The sequence below is a fragment of the Nocardia sp. NRRL S-836 genome, assembly GCF_001279525.1.
Taxonomy (GTDB): domain Bacteria; phylum Actinomycetota; class Actinomycetes; order Mycobacteriales; family Pseudonocardiaceae; genus Lentzea.
Window position 1 is genome coordinate 107,194 of sequence record NZ_LGDY01000116.1, and the last position, 23,182, is coordinate 130,375.

A 23,182-nucleotide genomic window follows, 5' to 3' on the forward strand; every position below is an offset into this window, starting at 1 on the left:
TCAGGGGTTCGGCCCAGCAGGAGGCACCGGCCGCGCGTCGGCGGCGTAGCCCGCGCTCCTCAGCGACTTGTGCACCAGCGCGTCGCACAACGCCAGCCACGAGGCCTCCACGATGTTGCCGTGCACCCCCACCGTCGTCCACTCGCGCTCGCCGTCCGTGGACTCCACCAGCACGCGCGTCACGGCGTCCGTGCCGGGGTGTTCGGTGAGGATGCGCACCTTGTAGTCGGCCAGCTCCACAGCGTCCAACCAGGACAGGTGCGGCAGCAACGCCTTGCGCAGGGCCGCGTCCAGCGCGTGCACGGGTCCGTTGCCCTCGGCGGTCGCGATGACCCGCTGCCCGGCCACGTGCACCTTGACCGTGGCCTCCGAGCCGACCTCGCCGTCCGAGCGGTGGTCGAGCACGACCCGGTAGGACTCCAGCGTGAACGGCGGCGGACCGTCCAGTTCGGACAGCTCGGTGCGCAGCAGCAGCTCCAGCGACGCGTCGGCCGCCTCGAACGACCAGCCCCTGGCCTCCAGCTCCTTCACGCGCCTGAGCGCGTTGCCGACCTCGGTCCCCCGGCCGGCCAGGTCGAGTCCGAACTCACGTCCCTTGAGCTCAAGACTCGCCCGACCGGCCATCTCGGTGACCAGCACCCGCATGTCGTTGCCGACGGTGTCCGGATCGATGTGGTTGTACAGCTCCGGATCCACCTTGATCGCGCTCGCGTGCAGGCCCGCCTTGTGGGCGAACGCTGACGACCCGACGTAGGCCTGGTGGGTGTCGGGTGCGATGTTCGCGATCTCGGCCAACGCATGGGAGACGCGGGTGAGCTCGGCCAGTGCCCCGGTCGGGAGCACCTCCAGGCCGAGCTTGGTCACGAGGTTTCCCACGACGGCGAACAGGTCGGCGTTGCCTGCTCGCTCGCCATAACCATTGGCGGTGCACTGGACGTGCGTCGCGCCCGCCTGCACGGCCGCGAGGGTGTTCGCCACCGCGCAGGACGTGTCGTCCTGGCAGTGGATGCCCACCCGGAAACCGGTCTTCCCGATGACCTCGGCGACCGTCTCGGCGAGGCCCAGCGGGAGCTGGCCGCCGTTCGTGTCGCACAGCACGACCACGTCGGCGCCACCCTCCACAGCGGACTCCAGCACGCGCAGCGCGGTGTCCGGTGAGAAGGCGTAGCCGTCGAAGAAGTGCTCGGCGTCGAGGAAGACGCGCCGGCCGTGGTCTTTGAGGAACCGGACGGTGTCGCGCACCATCCGCAGGTTCTCCTCGGCGTCGGTGCGCAGCGCGCGTTCGATGTGGCGCAGGTCCGACTTGGCGACCAGCGTCACCACCGGGGCCTGGGCGTCGAGCAACGCCTTGACCTGCGGGTCTTCTTCCACGCGCACACCGGCCCTGCGGGTCGCGCCGAACGCGACCAGCGTGGCGTGCTTGAGCTCCAGGTCACCTGCTGCCGCGCGGGCGAAGAACTCGGTGTCCTTGGGCAGTGCGCCGGGCCAGCCGCCCTCGATGAACCCGACGCCGAGCCCGTCCAGCAGCCGCGCCACCGCGAGCTTGTCCGTGACGGAGTACGAGATGCCCTCACGTTGTGCGCCGTCGCGCAACGTCGTGTCGTAGACGTGGAACTCGTCGGCAGGGCCGGCCATCGGGGTCATCTCCTCATCCGGACAAACAAAAAGACCCCCCGCGGATGCGAGAGGTCTGCGCGTCGGGTGCCAGGGGCGGCACTACCCGACGCGCTCGTCGATAATGATGGCGAGGTGCTGAGCCATGACGCGGATGCTGCCACAGCTCAGCACGGCGTACCAAGCGCCGGGAGGAAATCTCCCACTATCTGGTCACGCGTTCACGCCTGTGACAGGTACCGCGCGAAGGCCTCGACCGAGGCCGGGTTGCGCGGGCCCTCGACCAGTGCCGCGTACGGCAACGAGAAGAACCGCTTGTTCCTGACCGCCGGCGAGTTCCGCAGCGGCGCGAAGCCCTCCAGGAACCGCTGCTTGTCCTGCGGGGTGTTCGCCTCGCCGTCGGCGTAGTCCACGATCAGCACGACGTCGGGGTCGCGCTGCACGACGGCCTCCCAGTTGACCGTGGTCCAGCTGTCGTCGAGGTCGCCGAAGACGTTGTCGCCACCGGCCTTCGCGATGACGTCCTGCGGCGCGGCGTTGCGGCCGGAGGTGAACGGCTGGTCCTGGCCGCTGTCGTAGAGGAACACCTTCGGGCGCGGCTTGCCCGCCATGAGCTTGCCCGCGTCCTCGATCTGCTTCTGGTAGCCGCGGATCAGCTCCTCGGCCTTGGCTTCGACGCGGAAGATCTTCCCGAGGTTGCGCAGGTCGGTGTAGAGCGCGTCGAGCGCGGGCATGATGCCGCGCTGCTTGCCGGCACCGTTGCGGCACGACTCGGTGAGCACGTAGCTGCCGATCCCGAGCTGCTTCAACGACTCCGGCGTGAAGCCGGTGCTCTCGCTGAAGCCGTAGCTCCAGCCTGCGAACACGAGGTCGGCGTTGACGCCCTGCACGACCTCCTTGGAGATCTTGTCGGCGACCTTGCGGGTCCGGTCGAAGTCCGCCTTCCACGGCGAGGTCCGCAGGTCCGCGGTGTTGGCGCCGTCCACGACGTACCCGGCCATCCGGCCGGAGAGCCCCAGCGCGAACATCAGCTCGGTGATGCCGGTGTCGTTGGTGACCACTGTGGACGGCACCCGGTCGAACGTGACCTGCTGACCGCAGTTCGTGACGGTGACCGGGCCGTCGCCCGACGTGGTGTCCTGCGCGACCGTGGCGCCGCAGCCGGAGACGAGCAGCAGCGCGGCGGTGACGAGTGCGGTTCTCAACGGGTTTCCTCCTGGTCGAACAGGAGCTGTGGGACTCCCGTCGTGGGGTGGGCGACCACGTGTGCGGTGACGTGGAAGACCTTGGCGATCAGCTCGGGCACGAGCACCTCCGCGGGCGTGCCGGACGCCACCAGCCGTCCCTGGTCGAGCACGAGGAGGCGGTCGCAGTAGGACGCGGCGAGGTTGAGGTCGTGCAGGACGGTCAGCACGGTGACGCCGAGACCGCGGGCGAGCGAGAGGACGTCCAGCTGGTGGCGGATGTCCAGGTGGTTGGTCGGCTCGTCCAGCACGAGCACGCGTGGCTGCTGCGCCACGGCACGGGCGATCAGGACGCGCTGGCGTTCACCGCCGGACAGGCTGAGGAAGCTGCGGTCCGCGAGGTGCGTCACGTCCACAGTGGCCAGTGCCTCGGCCACCACGGCGCGGTCGCGGGCCGGGTCGCGCTCGTGCGGCAGGCGGCCCATCTCCACGATCTCGGCGACGGTGAAGTCGAACTCGACCTGCGACTCCTGGGTCAGCGCGGCGAGGTCGCGGGCGAGGTGCTGTCGCTTGTGGACGCTCGCGCCGTCCAGCAGCACCGTGCCGGCGTCGGGTTTCAGGGCCCGGTAGACGCAGCGCAGCGTGGTGGACTTGCCGCTGCCGTTAGGGCCGACGATGCCGACGACCTCGTTCTCGGCGTGCAGCGAGATGTCGTCGATGATGCCGCGGACGGTCAGGCCGTCGGCCTCGACGCGCATCAGCGGCCTCCGAAGACGTAGGACTTGCGGCGCATCAGGAAGATGAAGCACGGCACGCCGATCGCGGCCGTGATGACGCCCAGCGGCAGCTCCTCGGGCGCGGCGAGCATGCGTGCGGCCACGTCCACCCACACCAGGAAGCTCGCACCGGCCAGCGGCGCCAAGGGCAGCACCTTGCGGTGATCTGCACCCACGGCCATGCGGGTGAAGTGCGGCAGCATCAGCCCGACGAACCCGACCGCGCCGCTGACGGCCACCAGCACGCCCGTGATCGCGGCGGTGACGACGAACAGGTGTGTGCGGAACCGGTTGACCTCCACGCCGAGCGTCGTCGCGGTCTCGTCCCCCATCGCCAGCGCGTTCAACGGCCGCGCCTTGGCCATCAGGTACACGATCCCGGCGGCGGTCACGACCGTGGCGACCGGCAGCGACCGCCAGTCCGCCCCGCCGAGGCTGCCCAGCAACCAGAACATCGCCGCGCGTGCCGCCTCGCCGTGCGGTGCCTGGAACACGAGCAGCATCGCGACGGCGGAGAACCCGTACGCGAGCGCGGTCCCGGTGAGCACCAGCCGCAACGGCGTGAGCCCGCCGCTCGACCGCGCGGTGAGGTAGACCAGCGCCGTGGCACCGAGCCCGGTGAGGAACGCGCCCGTCGACAGCGCGTAGACGCCCAGCCCGGACAGCACCCCCATCGTCGCGACCGCCGTCGCCCCCACGCTCGCGCCGGAGGAGATGCCGAGCACGTACGGGTCGGCGAGCGCGTTGCGGACCATCGCCTGGATGGCGACGCCGACCGCGCTCAGACCCGCGCCCACGACCGCAGCGAGCAGCACGCGGGGCAACCGGATGTCCCAGACGATGTGGTACTGCCCGGCGCGGCCGACGGGCACGGTGCCGCCGGTGAGCGCCTGCCACAGCAGGTCGGCGGTGACGCCGAACGGGACGGAGACGGGCCCCAGGGCCACGCCCGCGACGATGCTGACGACGAGCACGCCGACGAGCGCGCAGATCTTCCCGGTCACATGTGCCCTTCCCGCAGTCCACGGCAGGAGTTGGTGTCCTCTGTCTGCCGTGTGCGGGCATTCGGGCTCGTCCCCTGGCCGGGGACCTACCGTTGCGGGTCAGCGCCGGACTTCGACCGGTCTTCCCCCACGCACGACGTCACGCAGCCTAACCCGCGCGCCGGACGGGCCGGCCGGAGGCCGTCACCTGCGCGAACAGAAAATCTTCAAAAAAGTTCGGCGGCCGTGTCGATCCGGTGCCCCGCCCGTTCGACCTCGGGATGTCAGCAAGCGGAACACGAGCAGGGAGCCACACCGTGAAGTTCATGATGATCTGGCGCGCCACCGACGAGGCCTTCGCGAGCATGGGCGAGTTCGACTTCGACAAGATGCTGGAGACGGTCGGCCGGTACAACGAGGAGATGATCCGCGCCGGTGTGCTGCTGGCCGCCGAGGGGCTCGCCGACCCGGCGGAGGGCGTGGTCGTCGACTTCTCGTCCGAACCGCCGGTCGTCACGGACGGGCCGTACGGCGAGACCAAGGAGCTGTTCAACGGCTTCTACATCATCAACGTCGCCTCGAAGGAGGAGGCGGTCGAGTGGGCCAGGCGCGCCCCGATGACCGGGCCCGGCTTCAAGACCGAGATCCGCCGCGTGCCCACCATCGACGAGTTCCCGCAGGACAACGAGTGGGTCCAGCGGGAGCGCGCCTGGCGCGAGTCGACCGGCCAGCTGTGAAACGCCACGCGGGGCGCCTTCGCACGATCCGACCGTGCGAAAGCGCCCCGCGTGGCAACCGGAAAAGCGTCAGCCCGTGCGGACGTTCGACGACACGAGGGCGGCCAGGCGGTCGCCGATCGCGTAGGTCGCGCCCGGCGACTGGTGGTCGCGGGTCGCGAGGTCGAACGCCACGGACGCCTCGATCCGCCGGGACGCCTCGTGCTCGCCGAGGTGGTCGAGCAGCAGCGCGACCGACAGCACGGCGGCGGTCGGGTCGGCGATGCCCTGGCCCGCGATGTCCGGCGCCGAACCGTGCACCGGCTCGAACATCGACGGGTTGCGGCGGGTCACGTCCAGGTTGCCCGACGCGGCCAGGCCGATGCCACCCGTGACGGCGGCGGCGAGGTCGGTCAGGATGTCGCCGAACAGGTTGTCCGTCACGATCACGTCGTAGCGGGCCGGGTCGGTGACCAGGTGGATCGTGGCCGCGTCCACGTGCTGGTAGGCCACGGTGACGTCCGGGTGCTGCAGCGAGACCTCCTCCACGACGCGCGACCACAGCGAGCCGGCGTGGGTGAGGACGTTCGTCTTGTGCACCAGGGTCAGGTGCCGGCGCGGACGGGCCGACGCACGCGCGAACGCGTCCCGGACCACGCGCTCCACGCCGAACGACGTGTTGAGCGAGACCTCGGTGGCGATCTCGTGCGGGGTGTCCTTGCGCAGCAGGCCACCGTTGCCCGCGTACGGGCCCTCGGTGCCCTCGCGCACCACCACCATGTCGATCTCCGGCGGGTCCGCGAGCGGGCTGCGGACACCGGGGTAGAGACGAGCCGGGCGGAGGTTCACGTGGTGGTCGAGCTCGAAGCGCAGCCGCAGCAGCAGCCCGCGCTCCAGAATTCCGCTCGGCACCGACGGGTCGCCCACCGCGCCGAGCAGGATCGCGTCGTGCTGGCGGAGCTCGCCCAGCACCGACTCGGGCAACAACTCTCCCGTGGCGTGCCAGCGCGCCGCGCCGAGGTCGTAGCGAGTGATCTCGGCCGCCGGAACGACCTCGTTGAGGACCTTCAGGGCCTCAGCGATGACCTCGGGCCCGATCCCGTCTCCTGGGATCACTGCGAGCCGCATCCACACACCTCCCAGGTGTCAGTCCCCAATTGGTGGGACTACTTTCCTTCGCGAAAGGCTACCGGCATCACGGCCACCCGCCGCATGCCGGACACCCCTTCGGGGTGTTCTCTCCCGTACTGCGGGACACCCACACGGCCCATTTCGCACTTTCGAGTGTCACTCGATCGCAGGAAGAGGGTCGCGTCAAGGGGTGACGCCCGGCAGTTCCACGCTGTGACACCACGTTCACCGCAACGCCACGCGGGGACCTTTCGCACGATCCTGTCGTGCGGAAGGTCCCCGCGTGGCGTTCGGCAAACGTCGGAGGAGCGGGCTAGGAGCGGCCGCCGCCTCGGACGGTGACGACCGACGCGCGGTCGCCGCTGGCGTTGTGGTGGTTGAGCACCAGCAGGCCGTCGGACTTGTCGAGCCGCAGCGCCGCCGCGTCCCGGTTCACCACGAGTGCGGTGCCCGGCTTGGCGACGTAGGACAGTGCCGCGTCGCCGCCGCCCTGCACCCACAGCCCCGGCTTGAGCGGGTCGAACGACAGCGGGCGGTCGATCACGTCGATCAGGCCGTTCGCGTTGCCCGGCGCCACGTAGTAGCCGGTGGTGCCGGCCGTGTACGAGATCCGGGCGGTGTCCTTCGCCGGGTCGATGCCGAGTGCGGTGAGCAGCACCGGCAGGACCGCGACGTTGGTGTCGGCGGTGTTCGTGTCGACGTCACCCCACTGGCCGTTGATCGGCTGGATGTCGACCTCCTGACCCGTCTTGAGGTCGACCGTGGTCGCCACGAGCAGGTCGGTGTCGGTCAGGCGCGCCGCGTGCGTCTCGAAGTCCGCGACGCCGTCACCGGTGGTGTCGATGTCGATGAACGGGACGGTGTTGGTGCCGAGGCTGTACCAGTTGCCCCACGTCGCGACACCGAACGCGAGCAGCGCCTCCTCCGGCTTGCCCTGGGCCTTGGCGAGCGGGGCCGTGGTGGCCGCGCCGACGTAGCGCAGGTCGCCGCCCTTGGCGGTCTCGTTGAGCGCGCAGTTCTCGGTGACGTTGCGGCGGCAGTCGCGCAGCTTCGGCGACGAGGCCTGCAGCTCCAGCACGCTCACGAGCGAGCGGTAGGCCTGCGAGCCGGTGCCCTGGTCCACGCCGCGGCCGTTCAGGTTGAGCACGGCCTGCTTGTCGTTGCCGCGGAACCTGAGCGACGGGAACGTGCTGATGTCCGCCACCGGCTTGGGCGCGGCGTAGACGGACAGGCGCAGCGGCACCGTGGCACCCGCGGTCGGCGTGAGGGTCACGCGGCCGGAGGCGTCGGCGATGAACTGGCGCGGCACGTCGAGCTGCGTCGTCACGACGGTCGGGTCGATCGTCTTGCGCAGCGCCTTCGGGTCGTCGATCTTCAGCGTCACCTTGACGCGGGCGACGCCGCGCGGGCTCAGCTTGACCCGGTCCTGCGAGAGCACGTAGCTCACGCCGGGGATCGTCGTGGCCGCGGTGTAGCCGACCTGGTACTCGACGGCCCTGGTGGACTTGTTGACGATCTTGATCGTCTTGGTCTTCGCGACCGGCCGGGAGACCTCGACGGTGCCGAAGTTCGCGCTCACGTAGCCGGGGTCGTCCTCGACGAACGCCAGCACCTGGTTGTCCAGCGCGGACTTGGCGTCCACGCGGCCGGTGCCGACCCGGTTGGGGGCGAAGGTCTTGCCGTTCTCCTTCACGTCCGCACCGGCGGTGTTCATGATCGAGGCCTTGACCTCCTCCAGCGTCCAGTCCGGGTGCGTCTGGCGCACCAGGGCCGCGATGCCCGCGACGTGCGGGGACGCCATCGAGGTGCCGGAGATGACCGAGCGGTCGTTGCCGGAGCCGACGGCGGTCGAGGAGATCGTGTCACCGGGCGCCGCGACGTCCGGCTTGATCGACTGACCGCGGGTGCCGCGGCTCGTGAACGAGCTCGGGGTGTCCGAGATGGACTGGTCGTAGGTCGGCGTCGAGGTGCGCAGCACGCCCGCGAGGCGCACGGACAGCGTGCCCGCGTTCAGCGCGGGGCGGACCTGGGCGGTGGCGTCACCGGTGAACTGGAACATCGGGATGCCGGCGTTGCCCGCGATGCCCGCCGAGAAGTTGTTCAGCGTCGACGACAGCAGCACGCCCTGGCCGCCTGCGGCCTGCACGTTGTTCGCCCGTGCGGCCGAACCACAACGGCGCGTGGCGTCGTTGTCGTCCCACTCCAGCCACACGAACTTGCCGGCGACGGCGTCGGTGATCGGGAGGCAGCCGTCGGCGTTGCCCGCCTGGGTGACCTTCACGGCGGGCAGCGTCTTGTCGTAGCCGAGGTAGCCCGTGAAGTTCTGGCTGTACTGACCGGCCTTGAGGCCCTGGCCGGGCACCTCGGCGCCGTCGCGCAGCACGTACGAGTCGCGCACGGACGCGACCGTCAGCGCCTCGGGCGTGTTGCCCGGCGAGCCGCCGATGTCGTAGAGGTCGCCGCCGTTGCCCGCGGAGAACACCGGCATGACGCCGACGCGGTACAGCTTCTTCACGAAGAGGCTGTCGGGGTCGTCGGGTGCGCCGTAGTCGGAGCCCAGCGACAGGTTGACCACGTCGAGGTGGTCGGAGAAGTCGCCGTCGCCGTCGGGGTCGAGCGACCAGTCGAGCGCCTGCGAGGTGACGTTGGTCGAGCCTTCGCAGCCGAAGACCTTCAGCGCGTAGATCAGGGCCTTCGGCGCGGTGCCGGGGCCGATCTTCATCGCGTTGAGGCTGTCCGCGTTGAGCTTGGTGTAGTCGCCCTTGAACGTGCTGCCGTCGGCGTTCTCGCCGAAGCCGGCCGCGGTGCCCGCGACGTGCGAGCCGTGGCCGTTGCAGTCGATCGGGTTGGGGTCGGGCTTCGGCGTGTTGATCGCCGGGTCCTTGCTCTCCCCGTCGTAGTCCTCGCCCACGAAGTCGTGGCCGCCGACGACCTTCGCGGTCGGGAAGTTCGGGTCGGCCTTGCGCGGGTCGACGGCCTTGAACGCCTCGACCGTGCCCGGACCGCCGAAGTTGGCGTGCGTGTAGTCCACGCCGGTGTCGATGATGCCGACCCGGACGTCGTCGCCGAGCTTGCCGTACTGCTGCCAGGTGTTGACGACCCTGGTGAGCTGCACGGCGTTGGAGTTGTCGCGCTTCTTCGGCACGACCGGGTAGACCGCGACGACGTCGGGGCGCTGGGCCAGCTCGCGCACCTTGGCCGCGTCCGCCGTCACGACGACGCCGGGGACGCCGTTGGAGGTGCGGTACAGCTCCCTGGTGGCGCCGTCCTTGGTCCTGAGCTGCCCGACGACCTGGTCGGCGGCGGCCGACACGTCGCTGCGGGCCTGCTTGGCGGCCTGCTTCTGCGCTTCCTTGCCCTGCCCCTGCTTCTCCGTGAACGCGTCCACGGCAGGCTTGCGGTCCAGCGCGACGAACGCCGTGACCTCGCCGGAGGAGTTCAGCCTGGGCGAGATCTTGAGCTGCAACGCCTTCGCGTCCAGCCCGTGTGCGCCCTTGACCGGCTGCGCGAGCGGTTCGCCCTGCGCCTGCGCGGTGGTGGGTGTGATCAGCAGTGTGGTGATGGCAGAGAACACCACCAGACTCGATCGTCTCTTCACAACGTAGCCCCAACCGAGGTGTGTGCTTCCGACCCGAACACGCAGTGCCGCGCCCTCTACGGCACCGGGTCAACCTCGTGGGGACGCTAATCGCTGATCGTGTGTCTGCGATTGCCCCGAAAGTATGAATGTTGTCTACGGATAGTTTCCTGTTACGCGTTCGTTGTGATCGACGACTTCACCGGGAAGGGGACTTTGCGACCCCTTCCCGGTTTGTCGTGACTATCCGAAGTCGACAGAACGGACGGTGCGCGCACCCACGGCGGCACCGATCGGGTCGAGCACCGCGGTGTCCACCGGGCGGTCCACGCGCAGCACCATGACGGCGTCGTTGCCGGTCTGGCTGATCTGCGCGGCCTCGATGTTCACGCCGGCCTCGCCCAGCAGCGTGCCGACGGTGCCCATGACGCCGGGACGGTCCGGGTACTCCAGCAGCAGCACGGTGCCCTCGGCCCGCAGGTCGAAGTTGCGGCCGTTGATGTTCACCAGCTTCTCGACCTGGGCGATGCCGCTGATCGTGCCGGAGACGCTGTCGGTCGTGCCGTCGGCCTGCACGGCCCTGACCGTGACGAGGCTGCGGTGGTTGGGGCTCTCGGTCTCCTTGACCAGCTCCACGCTCACGCCGAGGTCCTCGGCCAGCTGCGGCGCGTTGACGAACGTCACCTGCGACTCGACGACGCTCGCGAAGACACCGCGCAGCGCGGCCAGCGGCAGCACCTGCACGTCCTCATTGGACAGTTCGCCGCGCACCTCGACGGTCACGCTGGTCGGCGCCTTGGGCGACAGTGCACTGAGGACGGTGCCGAGCTTCTGCACCAGCGGCAGGTACGGGCGCACCTCCTCGCCGACCGCACCGCCCTGGACGTTGACGGCGTCCGGCACGAAGTCGCCGGCCAGCGCCAGCACGACGCTCTTCGCCACGTCGGTGCCCGCGCGGTCCTGCGCCTCGGTGGTGGAGGCGCCCAGGTGCGGGGTCACGACGATGCCGGGCACGTTGAACAGCGGGTTCTCGGTGGTGGGCTCGGTCGAGAAGACGTCGACGCCGGCACCGCCGACCTGACCCTCCTTCACGGCCTCGGCGAGGGCTTCCTCGTCGATGAGGCCACCGCGGGCCGCGTTGACGATGATGACGCCGCGCTTGGCCTTCGCCAGCTGCTCGGCGCCGATGAGGCCCTTGGTCTCCGGCGTCTTCGGCAGGTGGATGCTGATCGCGTCGGCGCGCTCCAGCAGCTCCTCCAGGCTGACGAGCTCGATGCCGAGCTGGGCGGCGCGCGCGGCGGACACGTACGGGTCGTAAGCGATGAGCTCGACGCCGAACGCGGCGATGCGCTGCGCGAACAGCTGGCCGATCTTGCCCAGGCCCACCACGCCGACGGTCTTGCCGTTGAGCTCGACGCCGTTGAACTTGGAGCGCTTCCACTCGTGGTTCTGCAGCGTCTCGTTCGCGGCCGGGATCTGGCGGGCGACGCTGAGCAGCAGCGCCACCGCGTGCTCGGCGGCGGACACGATGTTGGACGTGGGCGCGTTGACGACCATCACGCCGTTGGCCGTGGCGGCGGGCACCTCGACGTTGTCCAGGCCGACACCCGCGCGGGCCACGACCTTGAGCTTGCGGGTCGCGGCGAACACCTCGGCGTTGACCTGCGTGGCGGACCTGACGAGGAGGGCGTCCGCGTCCTGCACGGCCTCGAGGAGGGCCGCGCGGTCGGTGCCGTCTACGTGGCGCACTTCCACGCCGTCACCGAGAGCGTCCAGAACGGACGGAGCCAGCTTCTCGGCGATGAGGACAACAGGTCGGCTCGTGTTGGTCACGGACATCGCTCCCAGGAACGGTCGGATCGTGGGGCGCGGGCGTGGTCGGGGGCGGCTGGCCCGCGCCGACCGGGCACCGCAATGTGTCCGGACTGTTAACGAGCATAGACACCGGGCTTGCCGCGGTCTTCCGGCGGGTGGCTCAGGTCACTGCCGGTGTCCTGTGGGATGGGACGGGGTTTGCGCTGGTTATCCGGTCGCGTCACCAGGGCTCGTTGAACTCGCCGTCCCGCGCACCCGCCAGGAACGCCTCCCACTCGGACATGGTGAACACCAGCACCGACTCGGGGTGCAGGGAGTTGCGCATGGCGATGTAGGTGGCGCCGTCGGTGTGCTCCACCTCGGCGATCTCGGCGTCGCCGCCCTCGGACGGCGGGCCGGGCGGGCGCTGCCAGACGGCGTCGCGCAGGTCCAGCTTGCCGCGCACGTGGGCCTTGTTGTCGTAGATCGGCGCGCTGTCGGTCATGGTCTGGAAAGCTAGCGGATGGACACGAACGGCCCGCAGCACAGCGCTGCGGGCCGTCGTGAAAATCAGTCCATCAGACCAATCAGGCGGTCTCGGTGATGGGGCGGTCGACCCACGACATCATGTCGCGGAGCTTCTTGCCGGTTGCCTCGATCGGGTGGTTCTCACCCTCCTGCTGCAACTTCTTGTAGTTGGCGCGACCGTTGTCGTCCTCGGCCACCCACTCGTTCGCGAAGGTGCCGTCCTGGATCTCGCCCAGGATCTTCTTCATCTCCTCCTTGACCGCGGGGGTGATGACGCGCGGCCCGCGGGTCAGGTCACCGAACTCGGCGGTGTCGGAGATCGAGTAGCGCATGCGGGCGATGCCGCCCTCGTACATGAGGTCGACGATCAGCTTGAGCTCGTGCAGGCACTCGAAGTAGGCGACCTCGGGGGCGTAGCCCGCCTCGGTCAGCACCTCGAAACCGGCCTGGACCAGCGCCGACGCGCCACCGCAGAGCACGGCCTGCTCGCCGAAGAGGTCCGTCTCGGTCTCTTCCTTGAACGTCGTCTTGATGACGCCGGCACGGGTGCCGCCGATGCCCTTGGCGTAGGACAGGGCGAGCGCCTGCGCGTTGCCGGAGGCGTCCTGCTCGACCGCGATGAGCGCGGGAACGCCCTTGCCGTCGACGAACTGGCGGCGCACGAGGTGGCCGGGACCCTTCGGGGCGACCATGGCGACGTCCACACCGGACGGTGCGGTGATCAGGCCGTAGCGGATGTTGAAGCCGTGGCCGAAGAAGATCGCGTCACCCTCGTTGAGGTTCGCGGCGATCTCGTTCGCGTAGATGTGCCGCTGGGCCGTGTCCGGCGCCAGGATCATGATCACATCGGCCCAGGCGGAGACCTCGGACGGCGTACCGACCTCCAGGCCCTCTTCCTCGGCCTTGGCGCGGGACTTCGAGCCCTCCTGCAGGCCGATGCGGACCTCGACGCCCGAGTCGCGCAGGGACAGCGCGTGGGCGTGGCCCTGGCTGCCGTAGCCGATCACGGCCACCTTGCGGCCCTGGATGATGCTCAGGTCGGCATCGTCGTCGTAGAAGATCTCGACGCTCACAGTTGTTTCCTTCTCTCTGTTTGATTGCCGCTGCTTCGCAGACGGCGGCGAGGTCGTCGAGAAGCCTGCCGTCCGGCCGCCGCTCCGCGCGGATTGGGCTTCGCCGAATCCACACGAAGGGGCAACCGGACGACCGGCACGACCTCGCAGTTTCTAGCGGACCGCGGTGGCGGTGATGGAACGAGCGCCACGGCCGATGGCGACCATGCCGGACTGGACGATCTCGCGAAGCCCGTAGGGCTCCAGCATGCGCAGCAACGCGTCGAGTTTTTCAGACGTGCCGGTGGCCTCGATCGTGACCGCCTCCGGCGACACGTCGACGACCTTCGCGCGGAAGAGCTGCACGGTTTCGAGGACCTGCGACCGCACCGTCGCGTCCGCGCGGACCTTGATCAGCACCAGCTGCCGTTGAACGGAAGCCGCCGGCTCCAGCTCCACGATCTTGATGACGTTGATGAGCTTGTTGAGCTGCTTGGTGACCTGCTCCAGCGGCAGCTCGTCGACCGACACCACGATCGTCATGCGGGAGATGTCGGGGTACTCCGTGCGGCCGACCGCCAGCGACTCGATGTTGAAGCCGCGGCGGGAGAACAGGCCGGCGACGCGTGCGAGCACACCGGGCTTGTCCTCGACCAAAACGCTCAGCGTGTGCCTGGTCATCACAGGTCCTCATCGAACAGGGGGCGGATGCCGCGGGCGGCCATGATCTCGGAGTTGCCGGTGCCGGCCGCGACCATCGGCCACACCTGGGCGTCCTTGCCGACGACGAAGTCGACGACGACCGGGCGGTCGTTGATCTCCAGCGCCTTGGCGATCACCTCGTCCACCTCCTCGCGCGACTCGGCCCGCAGGCCGGCGCATCCGAGCGCTTCCGCCAGGAGCTTGAAGTCTGGGATGCGGTGCTTGTGCGTCCCCAGATCCGTGTTGGAGTACCGCTCGCCGTAGAACAGGGTCTGCCACTGCCGGACCATGCCCAGGTTGCCGTTGTTGATCACGGCGATCTTCACCGGCAGGCCCTCGATGGCGCAGGTGGCGAGCTCCTGGTTGGTCATCTGGAAGCAGCCGTCGCCGTCGATGGCCCACACCGTGCGGCCCGGCTCACCGGCCTTGATGCCCATGGCGGCGGGAACGGCGAAGCCCATCGTGCCGAGGCCGCCGGAGTTGATCCACGTGCGCGGGTGCTCGTACTTCACGAACTGCGCGGCCCACATCTGGTGCTGGCCGACGCCCGCGGTGTAGATCGTGTCCGACGGGGACAGCTGGCCGATGCGCTCGATCACGTACTGCGGCGACAACGTGCCGTCGTCGGGCCAGTTGTAGCCGAGCGGGAACGTCTCGCGGATCGAGTCGAGCGTCTCCCACCACGGCGCCAGGTCGACCTTGGTGGCCGTCTCGCTCTCGGCGCGCACCGCGTCGATCAGCTCGGTGATGATCTCCTTGCAGTCGCCCACGATCGGGACGTCCGCACGGCGGTTCTTGGAGATCTCGGCCGGGTCGATGTCGGCGTGGATGACCTGTGCGTCCGGTGCGAACGACGACAGCACGCCGGTCACGCGGTCGTCGAAGCGGGCGCCCAGCGCGATCAGCAGGTCGGACTTCTGCATCGCCGCGACGGCCGCGACGGTGCCGTGCATGCCGGGCATGCCCAGGTGCTGCCGGTGCGAGTCGGGGAACGCACCCCGCGCCATCAGCGTGGTGACGACCGGGATGCCGGTGTCCTCCGCCAGGCGCAGCAGCTCGGCGTGGGCGTCCGCCTTGATCACGCCGCCGCCCACGTACAGGACGGGCTTGCGGGCGCTGACGATCAGCTTGGCGGCTTCGCGGACCTGCTTGCCGTGCGGCCGGGTCGTCGGCCGGTAACCGGGCAGGCGCAGGTCGGGCGGCCAGGAGAAGCTGGTGGTCTCCTGCAGCACGTCCTTGGGGATGTCGACGAGGACCGGGCCGGGTCGGCCGGTCGCCGCGATGTGGAACGCCTCCGCGATCGCCCGCGGGATCTCCGCGGCGTCGGTCACGAGCATGTTGTGCTTGGTGATCGGCATCGTGATGCCGCAGATGTCCGCCTCCTGGAAGGCGTCCGTGCCGATGAGCGGCCGCGACTGCTGGCCGGTGATCGCGACGATGGGCACGGAGTCCATGTTCGCGTCCGCGAGCGGGGTGACGAGGTTCGTGGCCCCCGGTCCCGAGGTCGCCATGCAGACGCCGACCTTGCCGGTGGCCTGGGCGTACCCGGTGGCGGCATGTCCCGCGCCCTGCTCGTGGCGGACCAGGATGTGCCGGACCTTCGTGGAGTCGAGCAGCGGGTCGTAGGCCGGCAGGATCGTGCCGCCGGGAATGCCGAACACCACCTCGCAGCCGACCGCCTCGAGCGAGCGGACGAGCGACTGGGCACCGGTCACCCGGATCGGCGCGCCGGAGGGCGGAGCCGGTTTGGGCCGCGGGCCTGGACGGGGCGACGTGGGCTCGGAGGCCTGTCGCGATGGTGCGCTGGTCATCTCATTGCCTCGTGGGTATCGGGGTCCGGACACGAAAAAACCCTCGACAACCCAGAGACGGGTCGTGCGAGGGTCGCGCGTCGACGCAGGCTGTTCGGCTCAGGCGTCGACGCGCCTGAGAAGTACGAGAACGAGCGTGCGCTGCATGAAGCGGACGGTATCGCCTTGCGCAAGAGGCCGTCAACTCTGCGGGATGGATTTCCCGGATGGTGGACGTGGAACAATCGTCCGGGTGAAGAAGCTGGTCTTTCGCATCCCGGCAACGGCCCTGCTCGCGGCGTGTTTGATCGCGATCTGCGTGACGCCTGTGGCGTGGGTCGCTCCGGGGCTGCAGGTGCTCTACGTCTTCCCGCTCGGGTACGCGTACTGGGTGGTCCGCAACCGCACGACCGCCACCGAGGAGGACCTCGTCGCCCGCGGCCTGTTCGGCTCCACGACGGTGCGGTGGTCGGAGCTGAAGTCGCTCCGGCTGGTCGAGAAGGGCTGGCTGAAGGCCGTGCGGTCCGACGACACCGAGGTGACGCTCCCGGCCGTGCGGATGATGCACCTGCCCGCGCTGTCGGCGATCAGCGGCGGTCTCGTGCCGGACCCGAACGCCTCGCTGGCGGCGGAGAAGGCGGCGGCGGAGGAAGAAGCCGGAAAGGCTGAATCCGGCGAGGCGGCCGCCGAGTCTGACGAGAGCGGAACACCCGGATCCGTACAGTCGGAGAAGTGACCAAACGAGTTCCGCTGCTGAGCCTGCTGCTGTCCATCGCGGGCTTGCTGACCTCGGCTTACCTGACGTACACGCACTTCGACCGGTCCGCGTTGATCTGCTCGGCCGACGCGGTCGTGGACTGTGAGACGGTGACCTCCAGCGACCAGTCGGAGCTCTTCGGCATCCCGGTCGCGATCCTCGGGCTCGCCTTCTTCGCGTTCCTGACCGTGATCTGCCTCCCGTTCGCGTGGCGGGTCGAGGCGCTGAAGTGGGTGCGGCTCGGTGCCGTCGCCGTCGGTGTCCTGATGGTCGTGTACCTGGTCGCGGCCGAGTTGCTGATCATCGGCAAGATCTGCCTGTGGTGCACGGTTGTGCACATCATCACGCTCGCACTGGCCTATCTGCTGGTCTCGGCCGGTCTGCGTGAGAACGCTGCCGCGGGGCACGAGTAACCTTTGAGGCACCGCTCCCAGACTGGTGACGCCTGACCCGGCCGTCCCGCGCGCATTCTTCTTGAACTGAATCTGGAGGAGCAGTGCCTCAGCTCCGCTCTCGCACCACCACGCACGGCCGCAACGCTGCCGGAGCCCGCGCTCTCTGGCGCGCGACCGGCATGACGGACAGCGACTTCGGCAAGCCCATCATCGCGATCGCCAACTCGTACACGCAGTTCGTGCCGGGCCACGTGCACCTGCGCGACCTCGGCGACATCGTGGCCGAGGCCGTGCGCGAGGCGGGTGGCGTGCCGCGCGAGTTCCACACCATCGCGGTCGACGACGGCATCGCCATGGGTCACAGCGGCATGCTCTACTCGCTGCCCAGCCGCGAGATCATCGCCGACTCGGTCGAGTACATGGTCAACGCGCACCAGGCCGACGCGATCGTGTGCATCTCGAACTGCGACAAGATCACGCCCGGCATGCTGAACGCGGCCATGCGCCTCAACATCCCCGTCGTGTTCGTCTCCGGCGGCCCGATGGAGGCCGGCAAGGCCGTCGTCGTCGAGGGCGTCGCCGTCGCACCGACCGACCTCATCACCGCGATCTCCGCCTCGGCGTCGCCCGCCGTGGACGACGCGGGACTGAGCGAGGTCGAGCGCTCCGCGTGCCCGACCTGCGGTTCCTGCTCCGGCATGTTCACCGCGAACTCGATGAACTGCCTGACCGAGGCCCTCGGCCTGTCGTTGCCGGGCAACGGTTCCACGCTCGCCACCCACGCCGCGCGCCGCGAGCTGTTCTCCGAGGCCGGCCGCGTGGTCGTGGAGCTGTGCAAGCGCTGGTACGGCGAGGACGACGAGTCGGCGCTGCCGCGGTCGATCGCGAACCGCAAGGCGTTCGAGAACGCGATGGCGCTGGACATGGCCATGGGCGGCTCGACGAACACCGTGCTGCACATCCTCGCCGCCGCGCAGGAGGGCGAGATCGACTTCACGCTGCAGGACATCGACGACCTGTCCCGCCGCGTGCCGTGCCTGTCGAAGGTGTCGCCGAACTCCGACTACCACATGGAGGACGTGCACCGGGCCGGCGGAATCCCCGCGCTGCTGGGCGAGCTGCACCGCGGCGGCCTGCTGAACGAGGACGTCACCTCGGTGCACACGCCCACGCTCGCGGAGTGGCTCGCGAAGTGGGACATCCGCGCGGAGAGCCCGTCGCAGGAGGCGCTGGAGCTGTTCCACGCGGCCCCCGGCGGCGTGCGCACGACGCAGGCGTTCTCCACCGCGAACCGCTGGTCCTCTTTGGACACCGACGCGGCGGGCGGCTGCATCCGCGACGTCGAGCACGCCTACACCAGGGACGGCGGCCTGGCCGTGCTGCGCGGCAACCTGGCCGAGCGCGGCGCGATCATCAAGGCGGCCGGCATCGACGAGGAGCTGTGGCGCTTCGAGGGCCCGGCGCGCGTCGTCGAGTCCCAGGAGCAGGCCGTGTCGGTGATCCTGAACAAGGAGATCCAGGCCGGCGACGTGCTGGTCGTGCGCTACGAGGGCCCCTCCGGCGGCCCCGGCATGCAGGAGATGCTGCACCCGACGGCGTTCCTCAAGGGCTCCGGCCTGGGCAAGAAGTGCGCGCTGATCACCGACGGCCGCTTCTCCGGCGGTTCCTCGGGCCTGTCGATCGGCCACGTCTCGCCCGAGGCGGCCGGTGGCGGCACGATCGGCCTGGTCGAGAACGGCGACCGGATCCTCATCGACGTGCACGAGCGGCGGCTGGAGCTGCTGGTGGACGACGACGTGCTGGCCGAGCGCCGCGCCAAGATGGAGGCCTCGGAACGGCCGTGGCAGCCGGTCGACCGCATCCGCCCGGTCACGGGCGCGCTGCGGGCGTACGCGCGGATGGCGACGGACGCCTCGACGGGTGCCGTGCGCGACCCCAGCCGCTAGAGCTGGAACACCGCAGCCGCTAGAGAACAGCGGCAAGCGCCAGGCAGGTGCCGAAGACCAGCCAGCCCGTCAGCGGTCCGCTGACGGGCTGGTTCGTCCTCTTGACCAGGATCCCCGCGACGACCAGGCCCGCGAGCAGGCCGAGCGGCGGCAGCAGTGACCTCGCGGTGAGCCCGAACGGGAACGCCACCAGGTAGACCACCGGGATCCCGACCACCAGCAGGGCGAGCTGGAGGACCGCGCCCGTCAGGTTCTTCCGCATGCGCCGTTCCTACCGGAACACGAAGAACGTCAGCGCCGCGCCACCCGCTCCGAGCAGCAGCGCGATGAACCCGGCCGCCAGCGGGTGGCGGAACCAGCTGCGGTTGTAGTCCAGCGCGGCCCGGCCGGGCCCGGCGAACAGCGCCGCGAACGCCATGCCCGCGAGCGCCAGCTCCAGCTCCACGCCGTTGGGGCCGAAGAAGCCGCCCTTGTACTTCAGCGCGATGACGTTGGCCATCACCGCGAGCAGGCCCGCGGCGGCCAGCGGCGTGAAGAGGCCGAGCACGAGCAGGCCGCCACCGGCCAGCTCCGTGATGCCGGTGACCCAGGAGAGGACGACCGACTCGCGGTAGCCCATCTTCTCCAGCGACTGCGCGAAGCCGTTGATGCCGGGACCGCCGAAGAGCCCGAAGACCTTCTGCAGGCCGTGCAGCACGAAGATGCCGCCGAGCACGGCACGCATGCCGAGCAGACCGAGGTCGGGACCCGCGGTCCAGCGGAACCTCCTGCGCTCGTCGAACGCGTCGTCGTCCCCGTGGTTGTCCACAGTGGACTTGTCCAGCGGCGTGTAGGCCGTCGTGTCGAAGGACTTCGTCGTCGGGTCGTACGGCGACGCGCTCTCGCCGGCTCTGGTCGTGCCGTCGTCGAAGTGGTGCACTCCCCCTCCGCTGCCCGAGTAGAACGAGTCGTCGGAGAAAGCGCTCGAACTGGTCGAGCCTTTGTCGTGAGTAGCCACGCCCGCACGCTAGGAGACCGGCAAAGCGCGCGCGAGAGCCGAACGGCAGCGAAGCCTCGCCCCAACGGCCTAGTAGCTCCCGGTCACGAGGTTGCGCGGGTTCTCCCCCGCCACGAACCGGGCGACCTCGGCGGCGACCACGGCGTAGGCGCGCTGCAAGCTCCCCGTGCAGCTCCCGGCCACGTGCGGGGTGAGCAGCAGACCCGGTGCGGTCCACAGTGGATGATCCGCGGGCAGTGGTTCGGGATCGGTCACGTCCAGGGCCGCGCGCAGCCGCCCGGAGGTCAGCTCCGCGAGCAGCGCGTCGGTGTCGACGACCGGGCCGCGGGCACCGTTGACCAGGATCGCGCCGTCCTTCATCGCGGCGAGGAACTTGGCGTCGACGAGGTGCCTGGTCTCGTCGGTGATCGGCGTGAAGATCACGACCGCGTCGAACTCCGGCAGCAGCGCGGGCAGCTCGTCGATGCCGTGCACACCCTCGCGTGCGGTGCGGCCGACCAGGGTGGCGGTGGCGTCGAACGGTTCCAGCCGGCGCCGCAGCTGCTGACCGAGGTCGCCCGCTCCGACGATGAGGACCTTCTTGTCCTGCAACGTGTCCGTCGTGTGGTAGTCCCAGCGGCCCTCGGCGCGGGCCCGTTCGAACACGAGGAGGTCCCGGTAGATCGCCAGCAGGGCGCCGATCGCCCACTCCGCGGTGCTGCCGCCGTGGGCGCCGCGGCACGTGGAGAGCAGCACGCCGTCCGGAACGCGGCCGACGAAGTTCTCCGCGCCCGCGCTGAGCAGCTGCACGAGCCTCAGGTCCGGCAGCTGCGCGAACACGTCGCGCGGATCGGTGCCGGCGAGGAACTTCGGCACCAGGACCTCGGCCCGCGCCGCCTCCGCCGGCAGCGGTTCCCCCGGCACGTAGCGAACCGGCCGGACACCGTCCACCCGGGACAGCACGTCGACTCCGAGGGCATCTGGCACGAGCACGGTGAGCGTCACCCCTGCAACATACTGCCGGGGTGCGCCAGAATGGCGGCCATGCGCGAGCACGACGTCACCTCGTGGGACGGCACGAAGATCCGGACGTGGCAGGTGGGCGGCGACGGTCCGGCGGTGCTGCTGTGCCCCGGCGTCGGGTCGGGGCCGGAGTCGTGGCCGTCGCTGGCCGACCGCCACGGCCTCGTCAGCTGGTACATGCGCGGCACGATGGGCTCGGACCGGCCCGCCGACGAGCGCAACATCACACTGGACGACCACGTGGCCGACGCGCTGGCGGTGCTCGACGACGCGGGCATCGAGCGGTGCGTCGTCATGGGCTGGTCGATGGGTGTCACGATCGCCGCCGAGCTGGCGTTGCGGTACCCGGACCGGGTGGCGGGCCTGCTGCTCGTCGCGGGTGCGCCGGGCGACTCGTTCGGGGGCATGCTGCCGCTGGTGCCGAGCCGGTGGCGCCGCACGGTCGGCCTGACCGCCACCCGGCTGCTCCAGCAGGCCGGTCCGCTGCTGGACGGGGTGCTGCACCGGATGCCGGTGACGGACCTGACGACGTTCCTGCTGCGGCACAGCGGCGTGATCAAGCCGAGCAGCGACCCGAAGGCCGTGGCACGGGCGGTCAGCCGGTTCCTGCGGCACGACTGGCGCTGGTACTTCACGCTGGCGCTCGCGCTGGGTGAGGCACCGCGCCAGGACCTCCGCCCGATCGTGTGCCCGGTCACACTGCTGGCCGGGCGCGACGACGTGCTGGCGACCACGGAGAGCATGGCGACGCCCGCCGGAGCGTTGCCCCAGGCCCGGCTGCGGGTGCTGCCGTGCAGCCACTACCTGCCGCTGGAGGCGCCGGAGGTGGTGAGCGAGGAGCTGGACCTCGTGCTCGACCGGGTGGCGGCCGTCGACTTCGCCGTCGAGACCACGACCGCGTTCACTTCAGGTTCACGGTCGCGCACCTAGCCTGGGTTCGTGGTTCGTTCCGTTGCGTTGTTGGCCGCCGCCTGCCTGCTGGCAGGGGGCTGCGCGAGCTTTCCCGACGAGCCGCCGCCCACGAGCTGGAGCGCGCAACCACAGCTGACCCCGCAGGCGGGGCCGCGGCCGGAGCTGCCGGGCGAGTACCGGCCGTCCCCCGGCCAGAACGGCCAGAACCCGGCGCCGCAGAGCGTGCCGCCGCCACAGGGCTGCAAGGACTTCAACCCCGGCGTGATCGCCACCTGCCTCAACCCGGTCACCGGCGTCGCTCCGATCGGCGGTGACGCCAACGGTGGTGTCGCCGCGTACGCGACCGAGCGCGGCGGCCGGCTGCTCAAGGTCTCCAAGGACGTCGACCCGGTGGTCGTCGCGCAGATCGACGTGGACGCGTCCTCGGACGGCGGCCTGACCGGGCTGACGATCTCGGCGACGTTCGCCGAGGACCAGCTCGCGTACGTGTACGCGACGACCGCGACGGACAACCGGGTGCTGCGGATCGCGCCCGGCGACACGCCGAAGCCGATCCTGACCGGCATCCCGAAGGGCCCGACCGGCAACCGCGGCGTGCTGGCGAGCGACCGCAAGGGCGCGCTGCTGGTCGCGACCGGTGACGCGGGCAACCCGGCGCTGGCCGCCGACCCGAACTCCCTCGCGGGCAAGGTCCTGCGCATCGACGGCTCCGGCAAGCCCGCCCAGGGCAACCCGACGGCCGGGTCCGCGGTGATCGCGTCCGGCCTGCGGCTACCCGGCGGCCTGTGCGTCGCCGGCGACACCACGAAGATCTGGGTCACCGACTGGGCGGCGTCCGGTGACGTCGTCTACCGCGTCACGCCCGGCAAACCGCTCGCCGACCCGGCGTGGCGCTGGACGGACCGGCCCGGCGTGATGGGCTGCGCGTCGCTGTCGGACGTGCTGTGGGTGTCGACGTCGAAGGTGGCGGGCTTCCAGAACCTGCCGATGAACCCCGACGGCGCCATCACCGGCAAGCCGGAGCCCGCCATGCAGGAGAACGGCTACGGCCTGCTCGGCCCGATGGAGCTGCTGAACGACTCGGCCGCCCTGGTCGGCACGGTGAACAAGGCCGGTGGCCAGCCCGTGTCGTCCGACGACCGCGTCGCCTTCATCACGCGCCAGGGCCCGCCCGGCGGCACGAAGGACTGACCGCCGCGTCACTCGGGGACGCTCGCCGCGTGCGCTCCGCCTCGCACGGGACCGGGCTGCCCGGCGACCTCGACGGAGACCCGGTTGTCTCTACGCCGCAACGCGTTCAGCTTCGGCGCGAGTGAGTGGTGCGGC

The 23,182-nt window shown here is 70.1% G+C and carries 20 protein-coding genes and 1 riboswitch; of the genes, 6 read left to right on the forward strand and 14 right to left on the reverse strand.

Annotated elements, in window-relative coordinates:
• The 4 genes from cimA to ADL03_RS30090 all read right to left on the reverse strand — a co-directional run bounded on the left by cimA (window position 1) and on the right by ADL03_RS30090 (window position 4,578).
• Window positions 1-1,635 carry a citramalate synthase gene (gene cimA, locus ADL03_RS30075; RefSeq protein ID WP_231642433.1) on the reverse strand — a complete coding sequence of 545 codons (1,635 nt, stop codon included), beginning with the start codon at window positions 1,633-1,635 and terminating at the stop codon, window positions 1-3.
• 200 nt (window positions 1,636-1,835) lie between these two features.
• Window positions 1,836-2,819: an ABC transporter substrate-binding protein gene (locus tag ADL03_RS30080; RefSeq protein ID WP_053736950.1), complete on the reverse strand. Its 984-nt coding sequence runs from the start codon at window positions 2,817-2,819 to the stop codon at window positions 1,836-1,838.
• Window positions 2,816-3,556, reverse strand: coding sequence for an ABC transporter ATP-binding protein (locus tag ADL03_RS30085; protein ID WP_157529470.1), 741 nt, complete (start codon window positions 3,554-3,556; stop codon window positions 2,816-2,818). The genes ADL03_RS30080 and ADL03_RS30085 overlap by 4 nt, the downstream gene beginning before the upstream one ends.
• Window positions 3,556-4,578 carry an iron ABC transporter permease gene (locus tag ADL03_RS30090; RefSeq protein WP_255353424.1) on the reverse strand — a complete coding sequence of 341 codons (1,023 nt, stop codon included), beginning with the start codon at window positions 4,576-4,578 and terminating at the stop codon, window positions 3,556-3,558. Before ADL03_RS30090 ends, ADL03_RS30085 begins: the two co-directional genes overlap by 1 nt.
• Window positions 4,579-4,633: 55 nt before the next feature.
• Window positions 4,634-4,706: riboswitch (cobalamin riboswitch) on the reverse strand.
• Between the two features lie 168 nt (window positions 4,707-4,874).
• Between ADL03_RS30090 and ADL03_RS30095 the strand changes: the two genes are divergently transcribed.
• Entirely contained in the window at window positions 4,875-5,294 is a 420-nt protein-coding gene (locus ADL03_RS30095; protein WP_053736952.1) for a YciI family protein, read from the forward strand.
• A gap of 69 nt (window positions 5,295-5,363) precedes the next feature.
• Here the strand turns inward: ADL03_RS30095 and ADL03_RS30100 are convergent, their stop codons facing one another.
• The 7 genes from ADL03_RS30100 to ADL03_RS30130 form a co-directional block, all read right to left on the reverse strand.
• Window positions 5,364-6,401, reverse strand: coding sequence for a 3-isopropylmalate dehydrogenase (locus ADL03_RS30100; RefSeq protein WP_053736953.1), 1,038 nt, complete (start codon window positions 6,399-6,401; stop codon window positions 5,364-5,366).
• Window positions 6,402-6,717: 316 nt separating this feature from the next.
• Complete coding sequence (locus ADL03_RS30105; RefSeq protein ID WP_197288751.1) at window positions 6,718-9,981, reverse strand: S8 family serine peptidase; 3,264 nt, start codon at window positions 9,979-9,981, stop codon at window positions 6,718-6,720.
• A gap of 243 nt (window positions 9,982-10,224) precedes the next feature.
• Window positions 10,225-11,814, reverse strand: coding sequence for a phosphoglycerate dehydrogenase (serA, locus tag ADL03_RS30110; RefSeq protein ID WP_053736987.1), 1,590 nt, complete (start codon window positions 11,812-11,814; stop codon window positions 10,225-10,227).
• Between the two features lie 202 nt (window positions 11,815-12,016).
• On the reverse strand, window positions 12,017-12,280 hold the full coding sequence (locus tag ADL03_RS30115) for a DUF397 domain-containing protein (RefSeq protein ID WP_053736955.1): 264 nt from the start codon (window positions 12,278-12,280) through the stop codon (window positions 12,017-12,019).
• An 82-nt stretch (window positions 12,281-12,362) separates the two neighbouring features.
• Window positions 12,363-13,376: a ketol-acid reductoisomerase gene (gene ilvC / locus ADL03_RS30120; protein WP_053736956.1), complete on the reverse strand. Its 1,014-nt coding sequence runs from the start codon at window positions 13,374-13,376 to the stop codon at window positions 12,363-12,365.
• A 153-nt stretch (window positions 13,377-13,529) separates the two neighbouring features.
• On the reverse strand, window positions 13,530-14,039 hold the full coding sequence (ilvN, locus tag ADL03_RS30125; protein WP_197288753.1) for an acetolactate synthase small subunit: 510 nt from the start codon (window positions 14,037-14,039) through the stop codon (window positions 13,530-13,532).
• Window positions 14,036-15,901, reverse strand: coding sequence for an acetolactate synthase large subunit (locus ADL03_RS30130; protein WP_369809035.1), 1,866 nt, complete (start codon window positions 15,899-15,901; stop codon window positions 14,036-14,038). The genes ilvN and ADL03_RS30130 overlap by 4 nt, the downstream gene beginning before the upstream one ends.
• A 199-nt stretch (window positions 15,902-16,100) precedes the next feature.
• Between ADL03_RS30130 and ADL03_RS30135 the strand changes: the two genes are divergently transcribed.
• The 3 genes from ADL03_RS30135 (at window position 16,101) to ilvD (ending at window position 18,945) form a co-directional block, all read left to right on the forward strand.
• On the forward strand, window positions 16,101-16,583 hold the full coding sequence (locus ADL03_RS30135) for a PH domain-containing protein (RefSeq protein WP_053736957.1): 483 nt from the start codon (window positions 16,101-16,103) through the stop codon (window positions 16,581-16,583).
• Window positions 16,580-17,017 carry a vitamin K epoxide reductase family protein gene (locus tag ADL03_RS30140; protein WP_053736958.1) on the forward strand — a complete coding sequence of 146 codons (438 nt, stop codon included), beginning with the start codon at window positions 16,580-16,582 and terminating at the stop codon, window positions 17,015-17,017. Before ADL03_RS30135 ends, ADL03_RS30140 begins: the two co-directional genes overlap by 4 nt.
• 83 nt (window positions 17,018-17,100) lie before the next feature.
• Window positions 17,101-18,945 carry a dihydroxy-acid dehydratase gene (ilvD, locus tag ADL03_RS30145; RefSeq protein WP_053736959.1) on the forward strand — a complete coding sequence of 615 codons (1,845 nt, stop codon included), beginning with the start codon at window positions 17,101-17,103 and terminating at the stop codon, window positions 18,943-18,945.
• A 19-nt stretch (window positions 18,946-18,964) separates the two neighbouring features.
• Here ilvD and ADL03_RS30150 read toward each other — a convergent pair whose 3' ends face one another.
• The 3 genes from ADL03_RS30150 to ADL03_RS30160 all read right to left on the reverse strand — a co-directional run bounded on the left by ADL03_RS30150 (window position 18,965) and on the right by ADL03_RS30160 (window position 20,926).
• Entirely contained in the window at window positions 18,965-19,207 is a 243-nt protein-coding gene (locus ADL03_RS30150) for a hypothetical protein (protein ID WP_053736960.1), read from the reverse strand.
• 9 nt (window positions 19,208-19,216) lie between these two features.
• Window positions 19,217-19,942: a DoxX family protein gene (locus ADL03_RS49870; RefSeq protein WP_231642435.1), complete on the reverse strand. Its 726-nt coding sequence runs from the start codon at window positions 19,940-19,942 to the stop codon at window positions 19,217-19,219.
• 69 nt (window positions 19,943-20,011) lie between these two features.
• Complete coding sequence (locus ADL03_RS30160) at window positions 20,012-20,926, reverse strand: 2-hydroxyacid dehydrogenase (protein WP_053736962.1); 915 nt, start codon at window positions 20,924-20,926, stop codon at window positions 20,012-20,014.
• A gap of 39 nt (window positions 20,927-20,965) precedes the next feature.
• On the opposite strand from ADL03_RS30160, the gene ADL03_RS30165 reads away from it, so the two are divergent.
• Complete coding sequence (locus ADL03_RS30165; RefSeq protein ID WP_063798750.1) at window positions 20,966-21,874, forward strand: alpha/beta fold hydrolase; 909 nt, start codon at window positions 20,966-20,968, stop codon at window positions 21,872-21,874.
• 9 nt (window positions 21,875-21,883) lie between these two features.
• Window positions 21,884-23,047 carry a sorbosone dehydrogenase family protein gene (locus tag ADL03_RS30170; protein ID WP_053736964.1) on the forward strand — a complete coding sequence of 388 codons (1,164 nt, stop codon included), beginning with the start codon at window positions 21,884-21,886 and terminating at the stop codon, window positions 23,045-23,047.
• The last annotated feature ends 135 nt before the right edge of the window (window positions 23,048-23,182 follow it).